The sequence below is a fragment of the Qipengyuania psychrotolerans genome (assembly GCF_019711355.1).
Classification (GTDB): Bacteria; Pseudomonadota; Alphaproteobacteria; order Sphingomonadales; family Sphingomonadaceae; genus Qipengyuania; species Qipengyuania psychrotolerans.
In genome coordinates, this window is sequence record NZ_CP081297.1 from 1,479,924 (window position 1) to 1,498,430 (window position 18,507).

18 protein-coding genes are annotated in these 18,507 nt (G+C 61.1%); 9 read left to right on the forward strand and 9 right to left on the reverse strand.

Annotation, left to right across the window (positions count from 1 at the left end; genetic code table 11):
• Window positions 1-40: 40 nt before the first annotated feature.
• The 9 genes from mdh to K3166_RS07280 all read left to right on the forward strand — a co-directional run bounded on the left by mdh (window position 41) and on the right by K3166_RS07280 (window position 10,882).
• A complete protein-coding gene (gene mdh, locus K3166_RS07240) occupies window positions 41-1,015 on the forward strand; it encodes a malate dehydrogenase (RefSeq protein ID WP_221421628.1) in 975 nt (324 codons plus the stop codon).
• Window positions 1,016-1,044: 29 nt separating this feature from the next.
• On the forward strand, window positions 1,045-1,539 hold the full coding sequence (locus K3166_RS07245) for a hypothetical protein (RefSeq protein ID WP_221421629.1): 495 nt from the start codon (window positions 1,045-1,047) through the stop codon (window positions 1,537-1,539).
• Entirely contained in the window at window positions 1,536-2,426 is an 891-nt protein-coding gene (sucD, locus tag K3166_RS07250; protein ID WP_221421630.1) for a succinate--CoA ligase subunit alpha, read from the forward strand. Before K3166_RS07245 ends, sucD begins: the two co-directional genes overlap by 4 nt.
• A gap of 105 nt (window positions 2,427-2,531) precedes the next feature.
• On the forward strand, window positions 2,532-5,366 hold the full coding sequence (locus K3166_RS07255) for a 2-oxoglutarate dehydrogenase E1 component (protein WP_221421631.1): 2,835 nt from the start codon (window positions 2,532-2,534) through the stop codon (window positions 5,364-5,366).
• Between the two features lie 28 nt (window positions 5,367-5,394).
• The gene (gene odhB / locus K3166_RS07260; protein WP_221421632.1) at window positions 5,395-6,642 is read left to right on the forward strand and encodes a 2-oxoglutarate dehydrogenase complex dihydrolipoyllysine-residue succinyltransferase; all 1,248 of its coding nucleotides are present in this window, start codon (window positions 5,395-5,397) and stop codon (window positions 6,640-6,642) included.
• A 10-nt stretch (window positions 6,643-6,652) separates the two neighbouring features.
• Complete coding sequence (lpdA, locus tag K3166_RS07265) at window positions 6,653-8,065, forward strand: dihydrolipoyl dehydrogenase (RefSeq protein ID WP_221421633.1); 1,413 nt, start codon at window positions 6,653-6,655, stop codon at window positions 8,063-8,065.
• Between the two features lie 86 nt (window positions 8,066-8,151).
• Window positions 8,152-9,486 (forward strand): amidase family protein, encoded by a 1,335-nt coding sequence (locus K3166_RS07270; protein WP_221421634.1) that lies wholly within the window; start codon window positions 8,152-8,154, stop codon window positions 9,484-9,486.
• Between the two features lie 62 nt (window positions 9,487-9,548).
• Window positions 9,549-10,250 carry a PepSY domain-containing protein gene (locus tag K3166_RS07275; RefSeq protein WP_247714569.1) on the forward strand — a complete coding sequence of 234 codons (702 nt, stop codon included), beginning with the start codon at window positions 9,549-9,551 and terminating at the stop codon, window positions 10,248-10,250.
• The gene (locus K3166_RS07280; protein WP_221421636.1) at window positions 10,247-10,882 is read left to right on the forward strand and encodes a trimeric intracellular cation channel family protein; all 636 of its coding nucleotides are present in this window, start codon (window positions 10,247-10,249) and stop codon (window positions 10,880-10,882) included. Before K3166_RS07275 ends, K3166_RS07280 begins: the two co-directional genes overlap by 4 nt.
• A 9-nt stretch (window positions 10,883-10,891) precedes the next feature.
• On the opposite strand, the gene K3166_RS07285 is transcribed toward K3166_RS07280, so the two are convergent.
• The 9 genes from K3166_RS07285 to rpsK all read right to left on the reverse strand — a co-directional run bounded on the left by K3166_RS07285 (window position 10,892) and on the right by rpsK (window position 18,475).
• Window positions 10,892-11,650 carry a hypothetical protein gene (locus K3166_RS07285; protein WP_221421637.1) on the reverse strand — a complete coding sequence of 253 codons (759 nt, stop codon included), beginning with the start codon at window positions 11,648-11,650 and terminating at the stop codon, window positions 10,892-10,894.
• A 189-nt stretch (window positions 11,651-11,839) separates the two neighbouring features.
• The gene (locus K3166_RS07290; protein ID WP_221421638.1) at window positions 11,840-12,418 is read right to left on the reverse strand and encodes a hypothetical protein; all 579 of its coding nucleotides are present in this window, start codon (window positions 12,416-12,418) and stop codon (window positions 11,840-11,842) included.
• 131 nt (window positions 12,419-12,549) lie between these two features.
• Window positions 12,550-13,920 (reverse strand): serine hydrolase domain-containing protein, encoded by a 1,371-nt coding sequence (locus K3166_RS07295; RefSeq protein ID WP_221421639.1) that lies wholly within the window; start codon window positions 13,918-13,920, stop codon window positions 12,550-12,552.
• Window positions 13,917-15,074 carry a saccharopine dehydrogenase NADP-binding domain-containing protein gene (locus K3166_RS07300; protein WP_221421640.1) on the reverse strand — a complete coding sequence of 386 codons (1,158 nt, stop codon included), beginning with the start codon at window positions 15,072-15,074 and terminating at the stop codon, window positions 13,917-13,919. Before K3166_RS07300 ends, K3166_RS07295 begins: the two co-directional genes overlap by 4 nt.
• Window positions 15,067-15,702 (reverse strand): DUF4166 domain-containing protein, encoded by a 636-nt coding sequence (locus K3166_RS07305; protein WP_221421641.1) that lies wholly within the window; start codon window positions 15,700-15,702, stop codon window positions 15,067-15,069. The genes K3166_RS07300 and K3166_RS07305 overlap by 8 nt, the downstream gene beginning before the upstream one ends.
• A gap of 49 nt (window positions 15,703-15,751) precedes the next feature.
• On the reverse strand, window positions 15,752-16,318 hold the full coding sequence (locus K3166_RS07310) for a GbsR/MarR family transcriptional regulator (protein ID WP_247714570.1): 567 nt from the start codon (window positions 16,316-16,318) through the stop codon (window positions 15,752-15,754).
• A 99-nt stretch (window positions 16,319-16,417) separates the two neighbouring features.
• Complete coding sequence (gene rplQ / locus K3166_RS07315) at window positions 16,418-16,837, reverse strand: 50S ribosomal protein L17 (protein WP_221421642.1); 420 nt, start codon at window positions 16,835-16,837, stop codon at window positions 16,418-16,420.
• 88 nt (window positions 16,838-16,925) lie between these two features.
• Window positions 16,926-17,981 (reverse strand): DNA-directed RNA polymerase subunit alpha, encoded by a 1,056-nt coding sequence (locus tag K3166_RS07320; RefSeq protein WP_221421643.1) that lies wholly within the window; start codon window positions 17,979-17,981, stop codon window positions 16,926-16,928.
• Window positions 17,982-18,085: 104 nt separating this feature from the next.
• Complete coding sequence (gene rpsK, locus K3166_RS07325; RefSeq protein WP_221421644.1) at window positions 18,086-18,475, reverse strand: 30S ribosomal protein S11; 390 nt, start codon at window positions 18,473-18,475, stop codon at window positions 18,086-18,088.
• Window positions 18,476-18,507 lie beyond the last annotated feature (32 nt).

Below are 18,507 nucleotides of genomic sequence, written 5' to 3' on the forward strand. Positions count from 1 at the left end.
GGCTTGTGCAGTCCCGCACGTTTGGAAGGACTTTTCCCGCATGGCCCAAGGCGTCGCCCGCAAAAAAATCGCCCTGATCGGCTCCGGCATGATCGGCGGTACCCTCGCCCACCTCGCAGCGAAGAAGGAAATGGGCGACATCGTCCTGTTCGACATCGCCGAGGGCATGCCGCAGGGCAAGGCGCTCGACCTGAGCCAGTGCGGCCCGATCGAAGGTTTCGACGCCAAGATCACCGGCTCGAACGACTATGCCGACATCGCCGGCGCTGACGTGGTCATCGTGACTGCTGGCGTTCCCCGCAAGCCCGGCATGAGCCGCGACGATTTGCTCGGCATCAACCTCAAGGTGATGAAGTCGGTCGGCGAAGGTATCAAGAACAATTGCCCCGAAGCATTCGTGATCTGCATCACCAACCCGCTTGACGCGATGGTCTGGGCGCTGCGCGAATTCAGCGGCCTGCCGCACAACAAGGTCGTCGGCATGGCCGGCGTTCTCGACAGTGCCCGCTTCGCCACTTTCCTGGCATGGGAATTCGGTGTCAGCGCCAAGGACGTGAATGCATTCGTCCTCGGCGGACACGGCGATACAATGGTCCCGGTCCTCAGCTATTCGACGATCAACGGCATCCCGGTTGGCGATCTCGCCAAGATCCGCGGCGTCGACCAGGCGCGCCTCGACGAAATCGTAAAGCGCACACGCGGCGGCGGCGGCGAAATCGTCGGCCTGCTCGGCAATGGCTCGGCTTATTATGCCCCGGCAACCAGCGCGATCAGTATGGCGGAAGCCTATCTGGGCGACCAGAAGCGCATCCTGCCCTGCGCGGCCTATGTCGAAGGCAAGTATGACGTCGACGGACTTTATGTCGGCGTACCTGCGGTGATTGGCGGCAACGGCATCGAAGACGTGATCGAAATCGAATTGTCAGACGAAGAGAAGTCCAACCTCAAGGTTTCGGTCGATGCAGTCGAAGAACTGCTCGAAGCCTGCAAGAACATGGACAGCTCGCTCGCCTGAGCGAACGGATTGAATTGGGACGCATTTCAATGAAGACCCTTCGCCTTCTCCCTTTCCTTGCCCTCGCTGCGGTTCCGGCCGCAGCGCAGGAGAAACCCGCTTCCGCTGGCGAGATCGCTGACGCGATCAATGCTTGCAAGGCGGTTACAAGCTCCACCTGGATCGAACTCGACGATCTCAGGGAACATGGCTGGAAGCCCTATCGCAAGGCGGCCGGACGCCGCGCACAAGTCATCCGCGGTGCGTACGAAAAGATGGGCAATGAAGCGCTCATCATCATCACCAAGGAAGACTTGAAGGCCAAGGCCTGCACCGTCTTCGCACGGCTGGACAATACGTCCGACTACGGTCCCACAGCGCAGGGCGTTTCGGAATTTGTCGGCATGCCGAACCGCGCCGACGGCCCGACCTATTTTTGGGCGCTCGGTGACGGCAAGGTCATGCGCGTCGATCCCACCGGCGACCGCGACAAACCTATCGCCCGTTTTGAAATCACAGCAATTCCCCAGGAGAGCGCCGAATGAGCATCCTCGTAGACAAGAACACCAAGGTCATCACGCAGGGGATGACCGGTGACACCGGCACTTTCCACACGCAGCAGGCGCTGGATTACGGCACCAAGATGGTTGCAGGCGTAACGCCCGGCAAAGGCGGCACCACGCATATCGGCCTGCCCAATTTCAACACCGTACGCGAAGCGAAGGCCGAAACCGGCGCGACTGCATCGTGCATCTATGTTCCGCCGCCGTTCGCCGCAGACGCAATCTGCGAAGCGATCGACGCCGAGATGGAACTGATTGTGGCCATCACCGAAGGCATTCCGGTGCTCGACATGGTCAAGGTCAAGGCCGCGCTGGAAGGCAGCAAATCGCGCCTGATCGGCCCGAACTGCCCCGGCGTCCTGACGCCCGGCGAATGCAAAATCGGCATCATGCCCGGCTCCATCTTCAAGAAGGGCAGCGTCGGCGTGGTTTCGCGCTCGGGGACGCTGACTTATGAAGCCGTCCACCAGACCACGATGGTCGGCCTCGGCCAGACAACTGCGGTCGGCATCGGCGGCGACCCTGTCAACGGCACCAACTTCATCGACGTGCTCGACCTCTTCCTCGACGATGAGGAAACCACCTCAATCATCATGATCGGCGAAATCGGCGGCAGCGCGGAAGAAGAAGCCGCTGAATTCCTCAAGAACGAAGCAGCCAAGGGCCGCAAGAAACCGACCGTTGGCTTCATCGCCGGCCGCACGGCGCCTCCGGGCCGCCGCATGGGCCACGCTGGTGCCATCGTATCGGGCGGCAAAGGCGGCGCGGACGACAAGATCGCAGCGATGGAAGATGCAGGCGTCCGTGTTTCCCCCTCGCCCAGCGAACTTGGCACCACGCTCGACGCGATGCTGAAAGAACTCGCCTGATCCGCGGAAAGGTGCGGAAAGGTTTTCTCATAATCGGGAGCCTTCCGCACCGCCGAGGCATTGGCAGTATGAGCCGGCACCACGTTCGGCGCGAAAGGTAACCCGATGGGTAACGAGAGCCACGATTTCCTTCCCGAGATGAACGACCAGGAAGGTCCCCAACCGGGTCCCAGCTGGGGTAACCCGCGCTGGCTGGCAGAGGTGGTCGATAGCGAAGCGGACCTGACCGCGGCGCTCGACCCCACGCAGATGCGCCTTGCTGTGGCACAGGCCTCTGCGAAGGCCGGGAAGGCGACCGACCCCAAGGCAATCGAACAGGCGGCGGACGACAGCATTCGCGCCATGCTTCTCGTGCGGCTTTACCGGGTTCGCGGGCATCTCGCAGCCGATCTCGATCCGCTGGGCCTCTCTCACCGCCAAGTGCCGGAAGACCTCACGCTGGAATGGCATGGTTTTGCCGGACAGGAAGACAAGGAAGTTTTCGTCGGCGGCGTATTCGGTTTCGACTGGGTTACCGTGCGCGACCTCTACAATGCCCTGCGCCTCACCTATTGCGGCAATGTCGGCCTTGAATACATGCACATCTCGGACACGGAGGAACGCCGCTTCCTCCAGGACAAGTTCGAGCAGCCTGAAGACACCATCCAGTTCACAGAGGAAGGCAAGCGCGCCATCCTCGCTGCCGTGATCCGCGGCGAGGAATACGAGAAATTCCTCGGCAAGAAATACGTCGGCACCAAGCGTTTCGGCCTCGATGGCGGCGAATCCATGATCCCTGCGCTCGAAGCAGTCATCAAGTATGGCGGCCAGCAAGGCGTTCGCGAGATCATTTATGGCATGGCCCACCGCGGCCGGCTGAACGTCCTCGCGAATGTGATGGGCAAGCCGTACAAGGTCATCTTCCACGAATTCTCCGGCGGGTCCTCGAACCCCGACGATGTGGGCGGCTCTGGCGACGTGAAATATCACCTCGGCACCAGCACCGACCGCACGTTCGACGGTATCGATGTGCACATGAGCCTCGTGCCCAACCCATCGCATCTAGAAGCGGTGAACCCGGTCGTGCTCGGCAAGAGCCGCGCGCAGCAGGCCATTCGCGACGACTTGAAGAAGCACGAACAGGTCCTGCCCGTACTGCTTCACGGCGATGCTGCTTTCGCTGGACAAGGCATCGTGTGGGAATGCCTCGGCTTCTCGGGCGTGCGCGGATATGACACGGGCGGCTGCCTGCATTTCGTCATCAACAACCAGATCGGCTTCACCACCAGCCCGCAGTTCGCCCGCTCCAGCCCCTATCCGTCCGATGTGGCGAAGGGCATTCAGGCGCCGATCCTGCACGTCAACGGTGATGATCCCGAAGCCGTGACATTCGCCTGCAAGCTGGCCATCGAATACCGCCAGACATTCGGCCGCGATATCGTGATCGACATGTGGTGCTATCGCCGCTTCGGTCACAACGAAGGCGACGAGCCCAAATTCACCCAGCCACTGATGTATGACGCGATCCGCCAGCATCCGCGAGTGAGCGAGCTTTACACAGCACGGCTGGAAGAGTCCGGCGTCATCGAAAAAGGCTATGCCGACCAGCTGCGCCAGGAATTTGACGCCCACCTCGAAGAAGAATTCGCTGCCGCCAAGGATTACAAGCCCGACGAAGCCGACTGGTTCGGTGGCCGCTGGGCCGGCATGAACAAGCCTGCCGATCCTGAAGGGGCGCGGCGCAATGTTGAAACGGCGATCGAAAAGAAGCTGTTCGACAGCCTCGGCCGCACGCTGACGACGGTCCCTGACGATGTGACGATCCACAAGACCCTGGGCCGCGTGCTCAAGGCCAAGAAGGAAATGTTCGACAGCGGCACAGGGTTCGACTGGGCCACGGCAGAAGCTCTCGCATTCGGCAGCCTCGTCACCGAAGGATTTGGTGTGCGTCTGTCCGGCCAGGATTCGGGCCGCGGCACTTTCAGCCAGCGCCACGCCGTCTGGGTCGACCAGAAGGATGAGCGCAAATACATCCCGCTCACCACCCTGCCCCACGGCAAGTTCGAAGTGTATGACAGCCCGCTTTCGGAATACGGCGTGCTCGGCTTCGAATACGGTTTCGCCATGGCGGACCCGAAAAGCCTCGTGATGTGGGAAGCGCAGTTTGGCGATTTCGCCAATGGCGCGCAGATCATGATCGACCAGTTCATCGCCGCTGGCGAAGTGAAATGGCTCCGTGCAAACGGCCTCGTCCTGCTGCTGCCGCATGGTTATGAAGGACAGGGTCCGGAACACAGTTCGGCGCGTCTTGAACGCTTCCTGCAACTGTGTGCGAACGACAATATCCAGGTCTGCAACATCACCGACCCGGCGAATTACTTCCACGTGCTTCGCCGCCAGATGCTGCGTTCGTTCCGCAAGCCGATGGTCATCATGACGCCCAAGTCGCTGCTGCGCCATCCGATGGCGAAGAGCGAAGCCGACGCCTTCACGGGTGAGACGCATTTTATGCGGATCAAGTCAGATCTGGCCACGATCCCTGACGAAAAGGTCAAGCGCCTCGTCCTATGTAGCGGCAAGGTTGCCTATGACCTGATGCAGCGCCGCGATGAAGCTGGTCTGGACGATGTTTCCATCGTGCGGATCGAGCAGCTTTATCCGTTCCCCGGCGAACCGCTTGCAGTGCGCCTCGAGCGGATGAAAAATCTCGAAACCATCGTCTGGTGCCAGGAAGAACCGAAAAACAACGGCGCTTGGTTCTTCGTTGATCGCCTGATCGAAGAAGCAGCCGACAAGGCAGGCAAGAAGGGCATGCGCCCCTGCTATGCCGGCCGCGAAGTTGCCGCATCGCCCGCCACCGGATTTGCCAGCCGCCACAAGGTCCAGCAGGAAGCGTTGGTGAACATCGCGCTGGGCCTCAACGACGGCGACAACTCCGCCGCCACCAGCAATTGCACCTGATTCAGGCCCGAGAAGGAACCATCTGACCATGGCCACCGAAGTCAAAGTCCCCGCGCTCGGCGAGAGCGTTACCGAAGCCTCCATCGGCGAATTGCTGAAGAATGTCGGCGATGCTGTCGCGGTGGATGAACCCATCGTCAGTCTCGAAACCGACAAGGTCGCGGTCGAGGCACCTTCGCCCGTCGCTGGCGTCATCACCGAATTCAAGGTCGCTGTCGGCGATACCGTCGAAGTCGGCGCTGTGCTTGCAGTCATCGAGGAAGGCGGCGCTCCGGCTGCCAAGGGCGAAGAAGCTGGCCGCGCAGCCGAGCAGCGCGAAGAAGGCAAGGATGAGCGTGCAGAAGCGCCTGCTCCTGCGGCTTCGTCAGATGCTTCGCAAACGCTGTCGCCGGCTGTTCGCCGCGCAGTCCTGGAACACGGCGTCGATCCTTCGACCATCAAGGGTTCCGGCAGGGATGGCCGCCTGACCAAGGAGGACGTGATCGCTGCTGCCAAGTCCAAGAAGGATGGCGGAACGATTGCCGACGCTGCGCCAGCTCAGGCTGAAACTCCGTCTGCCCCGGCAGCAACCGGCGAACGCCGCGAAGAGCGCGTGAAGATGACGCGCATGCGCCAGACGATCGCCAAACGCCTCAAGGGCGCGCAGGACAACGCGGCGCTGCTCACCACCTTCAACGATGTCGACATGTCGGCCGTCATGGAAGCGCGCGCGAAGTACAAGGACATGTTCGCCAAGAAGCACGACATCCGCCTCGGCTTCATGGGCTTCTTTGCCAAGGCCGCCTGCCTTGCGCTGAAGGACGTGCCCGCGGTCAACGCCTACATCGAAGGCGATGAGATCGTTTATCACGATTACGTCGATATTTCGGTCGCCGTGTCGGCACCCAACGGTCTGGTTGTTCCGGTGATCCGCGACGCGCAGGACAAGGGCTTTGCCCGGATCGAAAAAGACATCGCCGATTTCGGCAAGCGCGCCAAGGAAGGCACGCTGACCATGGAAGACATGAAGGGCGGTACCTTCACGATCTCCAACGGCGGCGTCTTCGGATCGCTTATGTCGACCCCGATCATCAACCCGCCACAGAGCGCCGTTCTCGGCCTCCACCGGATTGAGGACCGCCCGGTCGTCGTCGACGGCGAAATCGTCATCCGCCCGATGATGTATATTGCCCTGTCCTACGACCACCGCCTGATCGACGGCCGCGAGGCGGTCACCGCACTCAAGATCATCAAGGAAGCGATCGAAGATCCGACCCGGATGCTGATCGACCTCTGAGGAAAGACTAATGGCTGAATACGACTACGACGTCCTTGTCATCGGCGCTGGCCCCGGCGGCTATGTTGCCGCAATTCGCGCAGCACAGCTCGGTCTGAAAACCGCCTGCGCCGAAGGCCGCGAGACATTGGGCGGAACATGCCTCAACGTCGGCTGCATCCCGTCGAAAGCGATGCTGCACGCCTCGGAATTCTTCAACGCAGCTACCAATGGTACGATGGCCGAAATGGGCATCGAGGTGGAGCCCAAGCTCAACCTCGACAAGATGCACGAACAGCGCCGCGACGCGGTCAAGAGCCTGACCGGCGGTATCCAGTTCCTGTTCAAGAAGAACAAGGTCGACTGGAAGAAGGGTTACGCCACCTTCCAGGATGCTCACACGGTCAAGATTGGCGATGAAACGGTTACCGCCAAGGACATCATCATCGCGACGGGATCTTCCGTCACTCCCCTGCCCGGCGTCGAGATCGACAACGACAACCACGTCGTCGTGGACTCTACCGGTGCGCTCGAACTTCCTGCTGTGCCCAAGAAGATGGTCGTCATAGGCGGCGGTGTGATCGGGCTTGAAATGGGGTCGGTCTGGTGCCGCCTCGGTGCAGAAGTCATCGTCGTGGAATACCTAGACAAGCTGCTGCCGGGCATGGACGACGATGTCCGCAAGGAAGCCGCGAAGATCTTCAAGAAGCAGGGCATGGAACTGCGCCTGTCGACCAAGGTCACCGGCGTTTCGGTCGAAGGCAAGAAGGCCACGCTGACGCTCGAACCGTCCGCTGGCGGCGAAAGTGAGACCCTCGAAGCCGATTGCGTGCTGGTGTCTATCGGCCGCAAGCCGAATACCGACGGACTTGGCCTCGACAAGATCGGACTTGAAACCAACAAGCGCGGCCAAATCGACATCGATCACGATTTCCGCACGAAGGTCGACGGTGTGTGGGCCATTGGCGACGTAGTCCCCGGCCCGATGCTTGCCCATAAAGCTGAAGACGAAGGCATCGCCTGCGCGGAAAACGTGGCCGGACTGACCGGCATCGTGAACCACGATCTCATCCCCGGCGTCGTTTACACTTGGCCCGAATTTGCCGGTGTCGGCCTTACGCAGGACGAAGCCATCGAAAAGATGGGCGGCGACAAGACCAAGATTAAAGTCGGCAAGTTCCCGATGATGGCCAACAGCCGCGCCAAGACCAACCACGAGCCCGACGGATTCGTGAAGATCATTGCCGAGGCCGAAAGCGACCGCGTACTCGGCGTGTGGGCGATTGCCAGCGTCGCGGGCACGATGATCCAGCAGGCCACGCAGGCGATGGAATTCGGCGCAACATCCGAAGACATCGCTTACACCTGCCACGCCCACCCGACGCATTCCGAAGCTATCAAGGAAGCGGCGATGGGTGTTCAGGGTAAACCGATCCACATCTGATCTGCCGCAAAGCAGGAAAGATCGGAAGTGGCTTCCTCGTGAAGCTTTGACGCGCTAGCTTTCCCTCGCACGCGGGGGAGAGCTAGATGACCTATCCGAAACTGACCAAGAAACCTGGGGCGCTGGAAACGGCTGCCCAGATTGCTCAGGGCAAGCTTTCTCCGATCGAGGCGGTCGATGCCGCCATTGCGCGGATCGAGCACCTCGATACGCACATCAACGCGGTCGTGGTGTGCGATTTCGAACGCGCACAGGAAACTGCGCGGGCAATGTCCGGCACGAAGCCCGGCCCTGACCAGCCGCTGTTCGGCGTTCCCATGACGATCAAGGAAAGCTTCGATATCGAAGGCTTGCCTACGTGCTGGGGCCACGAGGCGCACCGCGACAATATCGCTACTGCCGATGCCGCAGTCGTCAGCAAACTAAAGGCTGCCGGAGCCATCTTCCTCGGCAAGACCAACGTTCCGCCGGACCTCGCTGACTGGCAATCGAACAATCCGGTCTATGGCCGTACCAATAACCCGCACGACCACGACCGCTCTCCGGGCGGGTCGTCTGGCGGATCTGCCGCAGCGGTCGCCAGCGGGATGGTACCCTGTGATTTCGGGACGGACATAGGCGGATCGGTCCGTGTTCCGGCGCATTTTTGCGGCGTCTGGGGTCACAAAAGCAGTTGGGGCCTCATCAGCAAGGAAGGTCACGATCATCCCCAGATGGCCGGACGCGGGGCGCATGATGGGGTGCTGTCCATTGCTGGTCCGCTGACCCGCAATGCAGAGGACCTCGCGCTGCTCACCCGGCTCACGGCAGACCGAAAATTGGACGAGACGCGCAAACCCGTTTCGCAAATGCGGCTGCTTGCGCTGACCGAACATCCCGATTGCCCCACCGATGACGCGGTGCGCGGCCCCCACGAAGCAGCTTTTGCCGCCCTTGAGGCTGCGGGGGCAAAGATTGACCGGGCCAGTGACTTGCTGCCCGATCTGGCACAGCAACATGCCAACTACATGAGGATGCTCAATATCGCGATGGCGCGCGGTGCACCTGCGCGTGACGGTTCCCGCGCAAGTGCCACCGACTGGTTCGATTTGCTGGACATCCAGTACCGCAACGAAGCCGCCTGGAGCCGCGTTTTTCAGACCTACGATTACGTACTGGCGCCGCCCGCCCCGGTGCTGGCCGTGCCGCATTCGGAAGGCAGGGTGTTCGACGGGATGCTTACGATCAACGGTGATCAGGTTCGCGGTGCCGCGGGCCTGTGCTGGGCAGGCTTTGCGACCTTCCCCAACCTGCCCGCAACAGTCTTGCCCATTGGAGAGACCGGCGGCCTGCCATGCGGTATGCAGGTCATGGGACCACGTTGGAGCGATCTATCCACGATCGCGGCGGCAAGAGCCATGGGGCAGGTGTTGCACTCCTGATCGCGGGGTCCCATTCCGAACCGCGATTCGACAGGAGGACGATTGTGGGTCAGCAGCGCGTAATGCGGCGATTCGCCAAGTGGCACATCTGGCTTGGCTGGCTGGTTGGTGTGCCGATCCTGATGTGGACCGTTACGGGCCTCGTCATGGTCATCAAACCAATCGAGGAAGTTCGCGGCAATCACTTGCGCAAGGAAGTGGCCGAGCGCGCCCTGCCGTCCGACACTCAGATCGCGGTTACCCTGCCTGCCGAAAGTACTCGCCCGGTTCGATCTGTAACCACCCAGATTGAACGCGGAGAAACGGTCACCCGCATTACCTACATGGACGGCCAGAGCGAGCGTTTCCGCGCTGACGGAAGGCCGATGTCTCCGCTGTCCGAAGTGGAAGCGCGCATGATCGTTGCGGAAAATATCGAGGGCGGTGACCGAGTAGAGAATACCGCCAGGTTCGAGGCAGACGATGTTCCGTTCGACTTCCGGCGGCCCATCCCGGTCTGGCAGGTCGCGCTGGAAGACGGCACGCATGTCTACGTGGGCACTGAAACCGGCAATATCGAAGCGGTTCGCACGAAGTGGTGGCGAACGTTCGACTTCGTATGGGGCCTGCACATCATGGACCTCCAGACGCGTGAAGATACGAGCCATCCAATATTGATCCTGTTCGCAGGATTGGGGGTCCTCGGCTCGCTCCTGGGCTGTGTACTGATGTTCCGGCGCCGGAAATCGCGCAAAACCGCCCCTGGAAGAGCGCAGCCGTCATGAACGAGGAAATCCTCACACCTGTTCTGGACTGGCTCGATATTGCCGGTGTTGCGATCTTTGCGCTGACCGGCGCATTGGTGGCCGCCAAGGAACGTCAAACCTTTGTCACGCTGGTATTCTTTTCGCTCATCACCGGTGTCGGCGGCGGTACGATCCGCGATCTTCTGATCGGTGCGCCGGTGTTCTGGATAGCCGACCCCTGGGTAGCGGCGACGTGCCTGGGTATCGCGCTGTTCGCGTGGTTCACGCCGACCCGCTGGTGGGAAGGCCGATTCCTCTCGATTGCCGACGGCCTGGGACTTGCCGCTTACGCAGTGCTCGGCACGGCCAAGTCACTGCAATACGGCGTCCCGCCTGTTCCTGCCGTGCTGATGGGCGTCATTACCGGCTGTGTCGGCGGAATTATCCGTGATGTGATCGCCGGGCGGCCCTCGATACTGATGCGGCCCGAACTTTACGTCACCGCAGCCGCGCTGTCGGCCAGCCTCACCGTACTCGGCGCTCTGGCAGGGATCGAAAGCTGGTATGTCTGGATCGGCGCGACGATCGCAGGTTTCGGCCTGCGTCTCGCCGCGATCCGATTCAATCTTGCCTTGCCGTCCTACACTGAACGTGGAGCGGCCAAGGACTGAGGTTCAGGCTCAGGTTGACTTGCCGGGATAGCCGGTGCCGATGTCCAGATCGTCGTCGACGGGCTCTTCGCCTTCGATCGGGCCGCCGGGATAAGCCGGCTGCGGCCCGGTCTGCGCCGGAGCGACTGCCTGACGTTCGACCTTGTCACGCTCGGAAGCATAACGGTCATCGTCCCACTGGTTGTCCGGGGTGGAACGAGCATAGCCATCATCGCGCTCGTCTTCACCGCCCCAGCTTTCGCGGGAACCCAGATCGATGTTCTCGATCCGGCCATCGCGGCCAATCTCGCAGCTGAAGCTGCTGCCGCTGGAGACGGTGCCGGATATCTGCCATCCGTCTGCAGTGCGATCAGCGCGGTCGACTGTTTCGACCCGGCTTTCGCGCTCTACCTCGTCGACACACATGCTTACCGCACGGTCGATACCGCGTGTACCATCCATGCCGGAACCGTCACGGCGATCATCGCGGTAATTGCGATCTTCGGGATAGCGCCAGTCGCGATCGCGCTCACGATAGCGGCGGTCATCCCTTTTCGATGCGTTGGCGATCGCGGCAATCCCGCCGATGATCAGGACACCGGCCAGAACGTCGCCGGTGCTGGGCCCGCGGCGGTAGCGATAATGCCGATACCGGCGGTCGCGATGGTTTTCGAAGGTCTGGTCTGCCGGATCGTATGAAGTGGTGCTTTCGGAATGCGCGGGCGCACTGGATATTTGCGGCAGCTCCGCAGCGGAGGCCGGAATGGCGGTCATCGAGGCGGTAGCCAACAGCGCAGGCGCGGCAGCCCAATTTCGAATGTGAATCATATTAATGATGCCCTTCACTGATGCGCACCACCCCTGCGCAAAGCGTAACGATGGGTTCGGATCGCACATCCCTGCTGTAGCGCGCCTGAACCAAATGGAAGAATGGCCCGGACCCTGGAGCCCGAGCCATCCTGTGGTGACTGCTAGTTCTTAGCGAAGTCCGCGAATGCCGCTGAAATCTACCTGCGTCACACGACCCCGCTCGATGTAGCAGGAGAATTTGCCGTGATCTTCATTGCCATAGCGGCGATAGTCGCGGCGATCGTAGCGGTCATACCGGTTGTAACCACGCTGCCCATCGACAACCATGCGGCCCTTGACCTTCCAGCCATAACGCGTGTCCTTCACGTCGCGAATGTCCGTCACCTCGGCGAAGCGGTAGCCGGACCGGCGCGCATCCTGCCTTGCAGCGTTCACACATTTCTCGACTGCTGCTCGCGGGTTGCCGCGGCTGCGATAGGCTTGGCGGCGGTAATCGCGGCCATCGCTGTAATAACGTCCATCGCGGTAGTAGCGGCTGCCGCGGTAATGGTCGCGGTCCTTGCTGGCTGCGCTGGCTACGGCGGCAATACCGCCAATGATAACTGCACCGGCAATCACGTCGCCGACTGAAATTCCATCATCGCCGCGGTCACGCGCCTGCACCGGGGTTGCTGATGCCAAGGCCATCGCGCCTACGGCTGCGGTTGCGATCCCACCCTTCGCAAAAGTCTTCTTGAAATTGGTCATGTGAGGCTCTCCTCATCTGCTACCGGGGCGGGATTGCCTCGGTTGATTGATGTTCTAGGCGAGTCGCACTGAGGTGACGCTGAATTGTATCAGCAGTGTATGTTCAGAAAACTATCAGTTTATGTGAACAGTTATTTCCCAAGAGATTCAAGTACATCGCTCGTGAATGCCGCAATATCGAAGCGCGAACCTGTCGGATCTTCGCCCCTGCGCACGATCACAATGTTCAGGCTGGGGACAATTACGATGAACTGTCCGCGGTTCCCCATGGCAGCGAATGTATCCGCGGGAATGCCTGCGCTCTTGTTGAACAGCCAGAAGCCAGCACCGTAGCCAAAGGGACCATCGGGTTGCGGGCCGGACGGGGTGGAAACGTACTCGGCCCACTCCTCGGGCAGGACGCGCTCGCCGTTCGGGAGGACGCCGTCGTTGAGGTAGAGCTGGCCAAGCCGCATCAGGTCGGGGGCAGTCGCCCAAACCTGGCTGGATAGGATGTAGTCACCCTGCCAGTCAGTCTCCGCGACGGTGTTCGTCATGCCCAGCTGTTCGAGCAATTTGCTTGGCGGGAATTCCGCAAACGTTTCCTCGATGGCTTTGACCGCCGCCAATGTATCGTTGTTTGCATAGCGATAGACAGTGCCCGGCGCGTGGACGAGCGGCCAGTGCAAAGCGGTCTCCTCAACCGTGGCCCCTCCGAAGTAGAGGGGGTCGGTGCGATTGCCGGGTGTGTCAGAGTACCGGCCCGACGCCATGCGTAGCAGATGATCCACAGTGATGGCGCGGCGAGGATCAGCCTCGTCAGCCCCCAGCCCGGCAGACGCGTTTATATCGGTGCCTGCACGATGCACAGCCGCGCCGACCAGCGTTGCAGCGATGCTCTTGGCTACAGACCACGTGCGCTGAGGGGTGGCTGGCCCGATCTGCGGGTCGGCATATTGCCAGTAACCGTCTCCGGCCTGCTCGCTGACGATCACGGCGGTTGTCCGCGTTCCCTCTCCATAGGCTCCTTGCATCGAAGCATCGAACACGCGCTTGAGAGCTGGCGGGTTGATCCGGGCGTGCGGGTTTACAAGCGCATCGGGATAGGATCGCTGGAGCTCATGATCCTGGGGTACGGCCGATTGGCCGACCGGCTCCTGCGAGCAGCCTCCCCCCTCCCGGTGACGCGCGATCCTCGGCGGCATGTCCTCCGACCAATCCACTTCCACCCGCGCAAGCGCACCCGCACCATCACCCGAACGGTAAATCCGGTGCTCCAGATCAGGCATGATCGCATCCAGCGGAGCCTGCACACCGGTCAATTCCCACTGCTCTACGCTCCCTGCGGTTCGCTCGGCGCCGTTCGCCTCCGCATTCGCGATGGCGCTACACAGGAACAGCGCCTTGTAACCTGCGGCCAGGGCGCGGTCGTGGCGAGCCTCCAGCTGGTCCTGCGTAGTGGACTGGGCGGCAAGGGGCGCGGCGGAGAGCAGCACGGGGGCCGCGAGGATGCTTCGGTTCATGCAGCAGAGGATTGCAGTGCGGACCCCGCAGAGTCAAAGCCGAGTTGCGTCGCCTCCCCCTCAAGCCAGTGCTCCATTTCCAGCTTCGCCATGTCCGGCGCGAAATCGGCGAACTCAAGCAAGCCAGAGCAAACAAGTGCGCCCGCATTTGGTCCGGTGCCATCGCGAAACCGGCGCATCATCGCCAGCGCCGCAAGGATCGGGACATAAGGCCCCCGGTTTGCGTCAGCGCGAAGCACCCAGCATCGTTCGACGGGGTCGCCTGCCGCATCTGCTCCTCTCGCCCGAACGGTCATTGCGCCGCGGTCCGAGCCGATCGGGCGTAGAAGCTCTGCCATGGCCAACATCGGACCGGCGAACGGCCTGAGGCTTCTAAGGATGCCAATGCGCACAGGAAGACTGCACAGCCACAGCCCGACATGGAGCAAGCCGAGTTCGAGACCGGCAAAAAACTCGGCGGATTGGCGGGGCTTGTACCGGCCAACAAGCAAATCTTGTTCAGGCGTGTCGCACACGGAGGCCCAGCGCGGCCCGATACCGGCGATCTGCTCGCGGTGCATTCCGCCCCAGCCTGCCACGTTCTGCCATTCACCTTCGCGGAAAACCCGCACCGGCTTGCCGACATAAGACAGGATTGCCTCGACTACGGACCTGCCGCGCGGCGCCCTGTTTCCCGGATAAATCCCGATGCGGACACTATCCACCGCGCGCCAACCGGCAACCAGAGCATCGAGCACTGCATGACTGAGCGCCGGGATCGAGCTGGCTCCTGTCACGAGCGGGACCCCGGCAGCCTTTGCCTCTCCATCAAAGCTGGGGAAGTGAGCGATGAACTCACGGCCATCGGCCAGATCGAGATAGGCGACACGCGCGCCGATGGCAGCCTCGACCAAATTTGTATGCGACGACTGAAAGGGTCCGGCAGCGTCAATAATGAGGTCATAGCCGGTCAGGTCCACCGCCTTGACCATGTCCCGGTCGATCCGGGCCAGATTGACCGGGCCAGCCAACTCCTGCGCGACCTTTTCGAGTTTGGACAAATTCCGCGCGCCAAGAGTCAATGAAATGCCTTCTTCGCGCACCGCCAATTCGGCAAGGCGCGATCCGAATACGCCGCTGGCACCGACGATCAGGACCTTGAGCGGACTAGCCATCGCGAAACTCTCCCGATTGATAGACGAGTTCTCCAAAGACCGGGTGCACGAGGCTTAGCGAGAACTCGAAAGCGCCCTCGCTCATGTCCACATGCCGCACCACAGTGCGCCCTGGGCTCATCCAGCGCGGAAATCGGACACGGCGCCCGCCAAGCTTGACGAAATAGTGATCGCTCGAGAATACCAGACCATTGCCGACGGCGTCGACTTTCAGCGCCATGCCGATGCCCTTCCCGAGATATTCCTCGAGCCCGGTCGGCCCGGCAAAACGCTTGGCGCTATGGATAACTTGCGGAAATCCGCGTGCCCGCCCGTAGATCCTTGTCCAGCACTGCCCGCCACTCTCACGGTCTTCACTGACGGAAACGGTGGCCGGAACACCGCAGTCTTTGTGGAGAGGCAGCGGGCTGCCGATTAGCCGGCAGACTTGCGCCAACACGCGGCCCAATGCTGAAAATCGCACCTCGCGGATGATGCCGGGATACAAGGCGACGCGCGCTTGTGCGAGGCGCTTGGAAAACCGTGCGCGCACTGCCTCGGGCAGCTGTGCCCATCGTTCCTCCCCGACCAACCTGCGGAAGCGAGTGTCGTATGGCGGTGAGGTGCCCGGCCCCACTTCATGGCTCATCCTGATCTTCCGTGCTTCCACTGCGCTTCCCCTATCTGCGAACAGAGTGTCAGTTCTGACTTTTGCCAGGCCTCCAGTTGATCAGCTTCACTACGCCCGAACCCATTTTGATGAGGCGCATGAGCGCAGGTTTGGGCACGCGCAGCATTTCATCGTGCCAGCTCGACATGGTGGTCACGAATTCGAGCATGCCCGCCAGTTTCTCGCGCGCTTGAGGGCTGATGTCAGGATCGTTCGCCGCTTCGGCGTTGCACAGCTTCAGCGCGGCCTCCGCCGGATCAATTTCGCGTTCCTTGCGGCCTTTGGCGATCCGGGTCGCCATCTCCCAGATATCTTCTTCGGCGGTGAAGTGGTCACGCCGTTCGCCCAGCAATGGTGCGCGCTCGATCAGCTTCCAGGCGAGGAGTTCGCGGATGGAATTGGAAACGTTGGACCTTGCCAACCCGAGCGTCGCGGCGATCTGTTCGGCGTTCAGCGGCTTGTCGGAGATGAACAGCAACGCATGGATTTGCGCGACCGAGCGGTTCACGCCCCATTGGCTTCCCAGATCACCCCAATGCAATACGAACCGCGCAATTGAGGGCGACATCTCGATTCTGTCACTTATTTCTGTCATGACAGAAATGTCAGCCAAACAAACACGGAAGTCAAGCGCGCAAACAAAAAGGCCGGAAGGTTTCCCCTCCGGCCTTCAATTGTTCGGTGATGGATACGCTTACGCGTCTTCCATTTCCTCGTCGCCCATAACCGGACCGCTGTCCTGGCCCTTGGCATCGACGTCGCGCTCGACCAGTTCGATGATACCCATCTGGGCGGCATCGCTACCGCGGTAGCCAGCCTTGATTACGCGGCTGTAACCGCCTTCACGGTCAGCATAACGCTCTGCCAGAACGTCGAACAGCTTCTTCAGCTGCGTTTCGTCCTGAAGGCGAGCCATCGCAAGACGGCGGTTCGAAAGACCGCCACGCTTTGCCAGCGTGATCAGCTTTTCGATGTACGGGCGCATTTCCTTCGCCTTGGGCAGCGTGGTCATGATCTGCTCGTGCTTGATCAGCGCGGCAGCCATGTTGCGAAGCATTGCGTGACGGTGACCCGTCTTACGCTGAAGCTTACGACCGGAAATCTTATGACGCATATTCTTGTCCTTTGTTCGTAGGGGGCCCGTATGAGGTAGCCCGAAACAGGCCGGAAAAAGGGGTCCGGCCTATGCCCCGTCTAAGTAATTAACCCAGCAGCTCTTGTTCGAGCTTCTTGGCCATTTCCTCGATGTTTTCCGGCGGCCAGCCAGGGATGTCCATGCCGAGGCGCAGACCCATCGAGCTCAGGACTTCCTTGATCTCGTTGAGCGACTTGCGGCCGAAGTTCGGCGTACGGAGCATCTCGGCCTCGGTCTTCTGGACCAGGTCGCCGATATAGATGATGTTGTCGTTCTTGAGGCAGTTTGCCGAACGGACCGACAGTTCCAGTTCGTCCACCTTCTTGAGAAGGTAGCGGTTGAGCTGGTTCGTGTCGCTTTCCTGCGGCTCTGCAGCCTGACCGATCATCGCCGAGGTCGGCTGCGGGATGCCATCTTCGAAGTGGACGAAGAGGGTCAGCTGATCCTGGAGGATGCGTGCAGCGTAAGCCACGGCATCTTCGGGAGTGACCGTGCCATCGGTTTCGATGGTCAGCGACAGCTTGTCGTAGTCCAGTTCCTGGCCAACGCGGGCGTTGTCGACCTTGTAGCTGACCTGACGGACCGGCGAATACAGGCTGTCGATCGGGATGAGACCGATCGGTGCATCGACCGGACGGTTCATCACGGCGGGACGATAGCCCTTACCAGTATCAGCGGTCAGTTCCATGTTCAGCGTGGCGCCTTCGTCGAGGTGGCAGATCACGAGGTCCTTGTTCATGACCTCGATATCGCCCGAAACGGCGATGTCGCCTGCCTTCACTTCGCCCGGGCCAGTGGCCGAGAGCTGAAGACGCTTGGTGCCTTCACCTTCCATCTTGAGCGCGATCTGCTTCACGTTCAGGACGATGTCGGTGATGTCTTCGCGCACGCCTGCGAGCGAAGAGAATTCGTGCAACACGTTCTCGATCTTGATCGAGGTAATCGCTGCGCCCTGAAGCGAGGAAAGCAGCACACGACGCAGAGCGTTGCCGAGCGTCAGGCCAAAGCCACGCTCGAGCGGTTCGGCAACGAAAATTGCCTTACGCTTCTTGTCGCCACCGTCCTTGATGTCGAGGGTGTTGGGTTTCTTGAGTTCCTGCCAGTTCTTGATGTTGACGGACATGGATTTCCCCTGGGTGTGGATGCGGGCAGGACCGGAGCTCTTGCTGAGCGTCCGGTCCGTGAAAATGTCGGTGACCCGTTACCGGGCCACCAGGCAGGTACGGATCAGACGCGGCGACGCTTGGACGGCCGCACACCATTGTGCGGGATCGGCGTAACATCGCGAATGGAAGTGATCGTAAAGCCGACAGCGGCGAGACCGCGCAGTGCGCTCTCACGGCCCGAACCCGGGCCCTTCACTTCGACTTCCAGCGTACGGACGCCGTGTTCGGCGGCCTTCTTGCCGGCATCATCGGCGGCGACCTGGGCAGCATAGGGAGTCGACTTGCGGCTACCCTTGAAGCCCATCGCGCCTGCGCTGGACCAGCTGATAGCATTGCCCTGCGCGTCGGTGATGGTGATCATTGTATTGTTGAAGCTGGCGTTGATGTGCGCGACGCCGCTCGAAATGTTCTTTTTGTCGCGGCGCTTAACGCGGCCGGGTTCGCGTGCCATGATGTTAATTCCTTACATATTCTCAAGAAGGT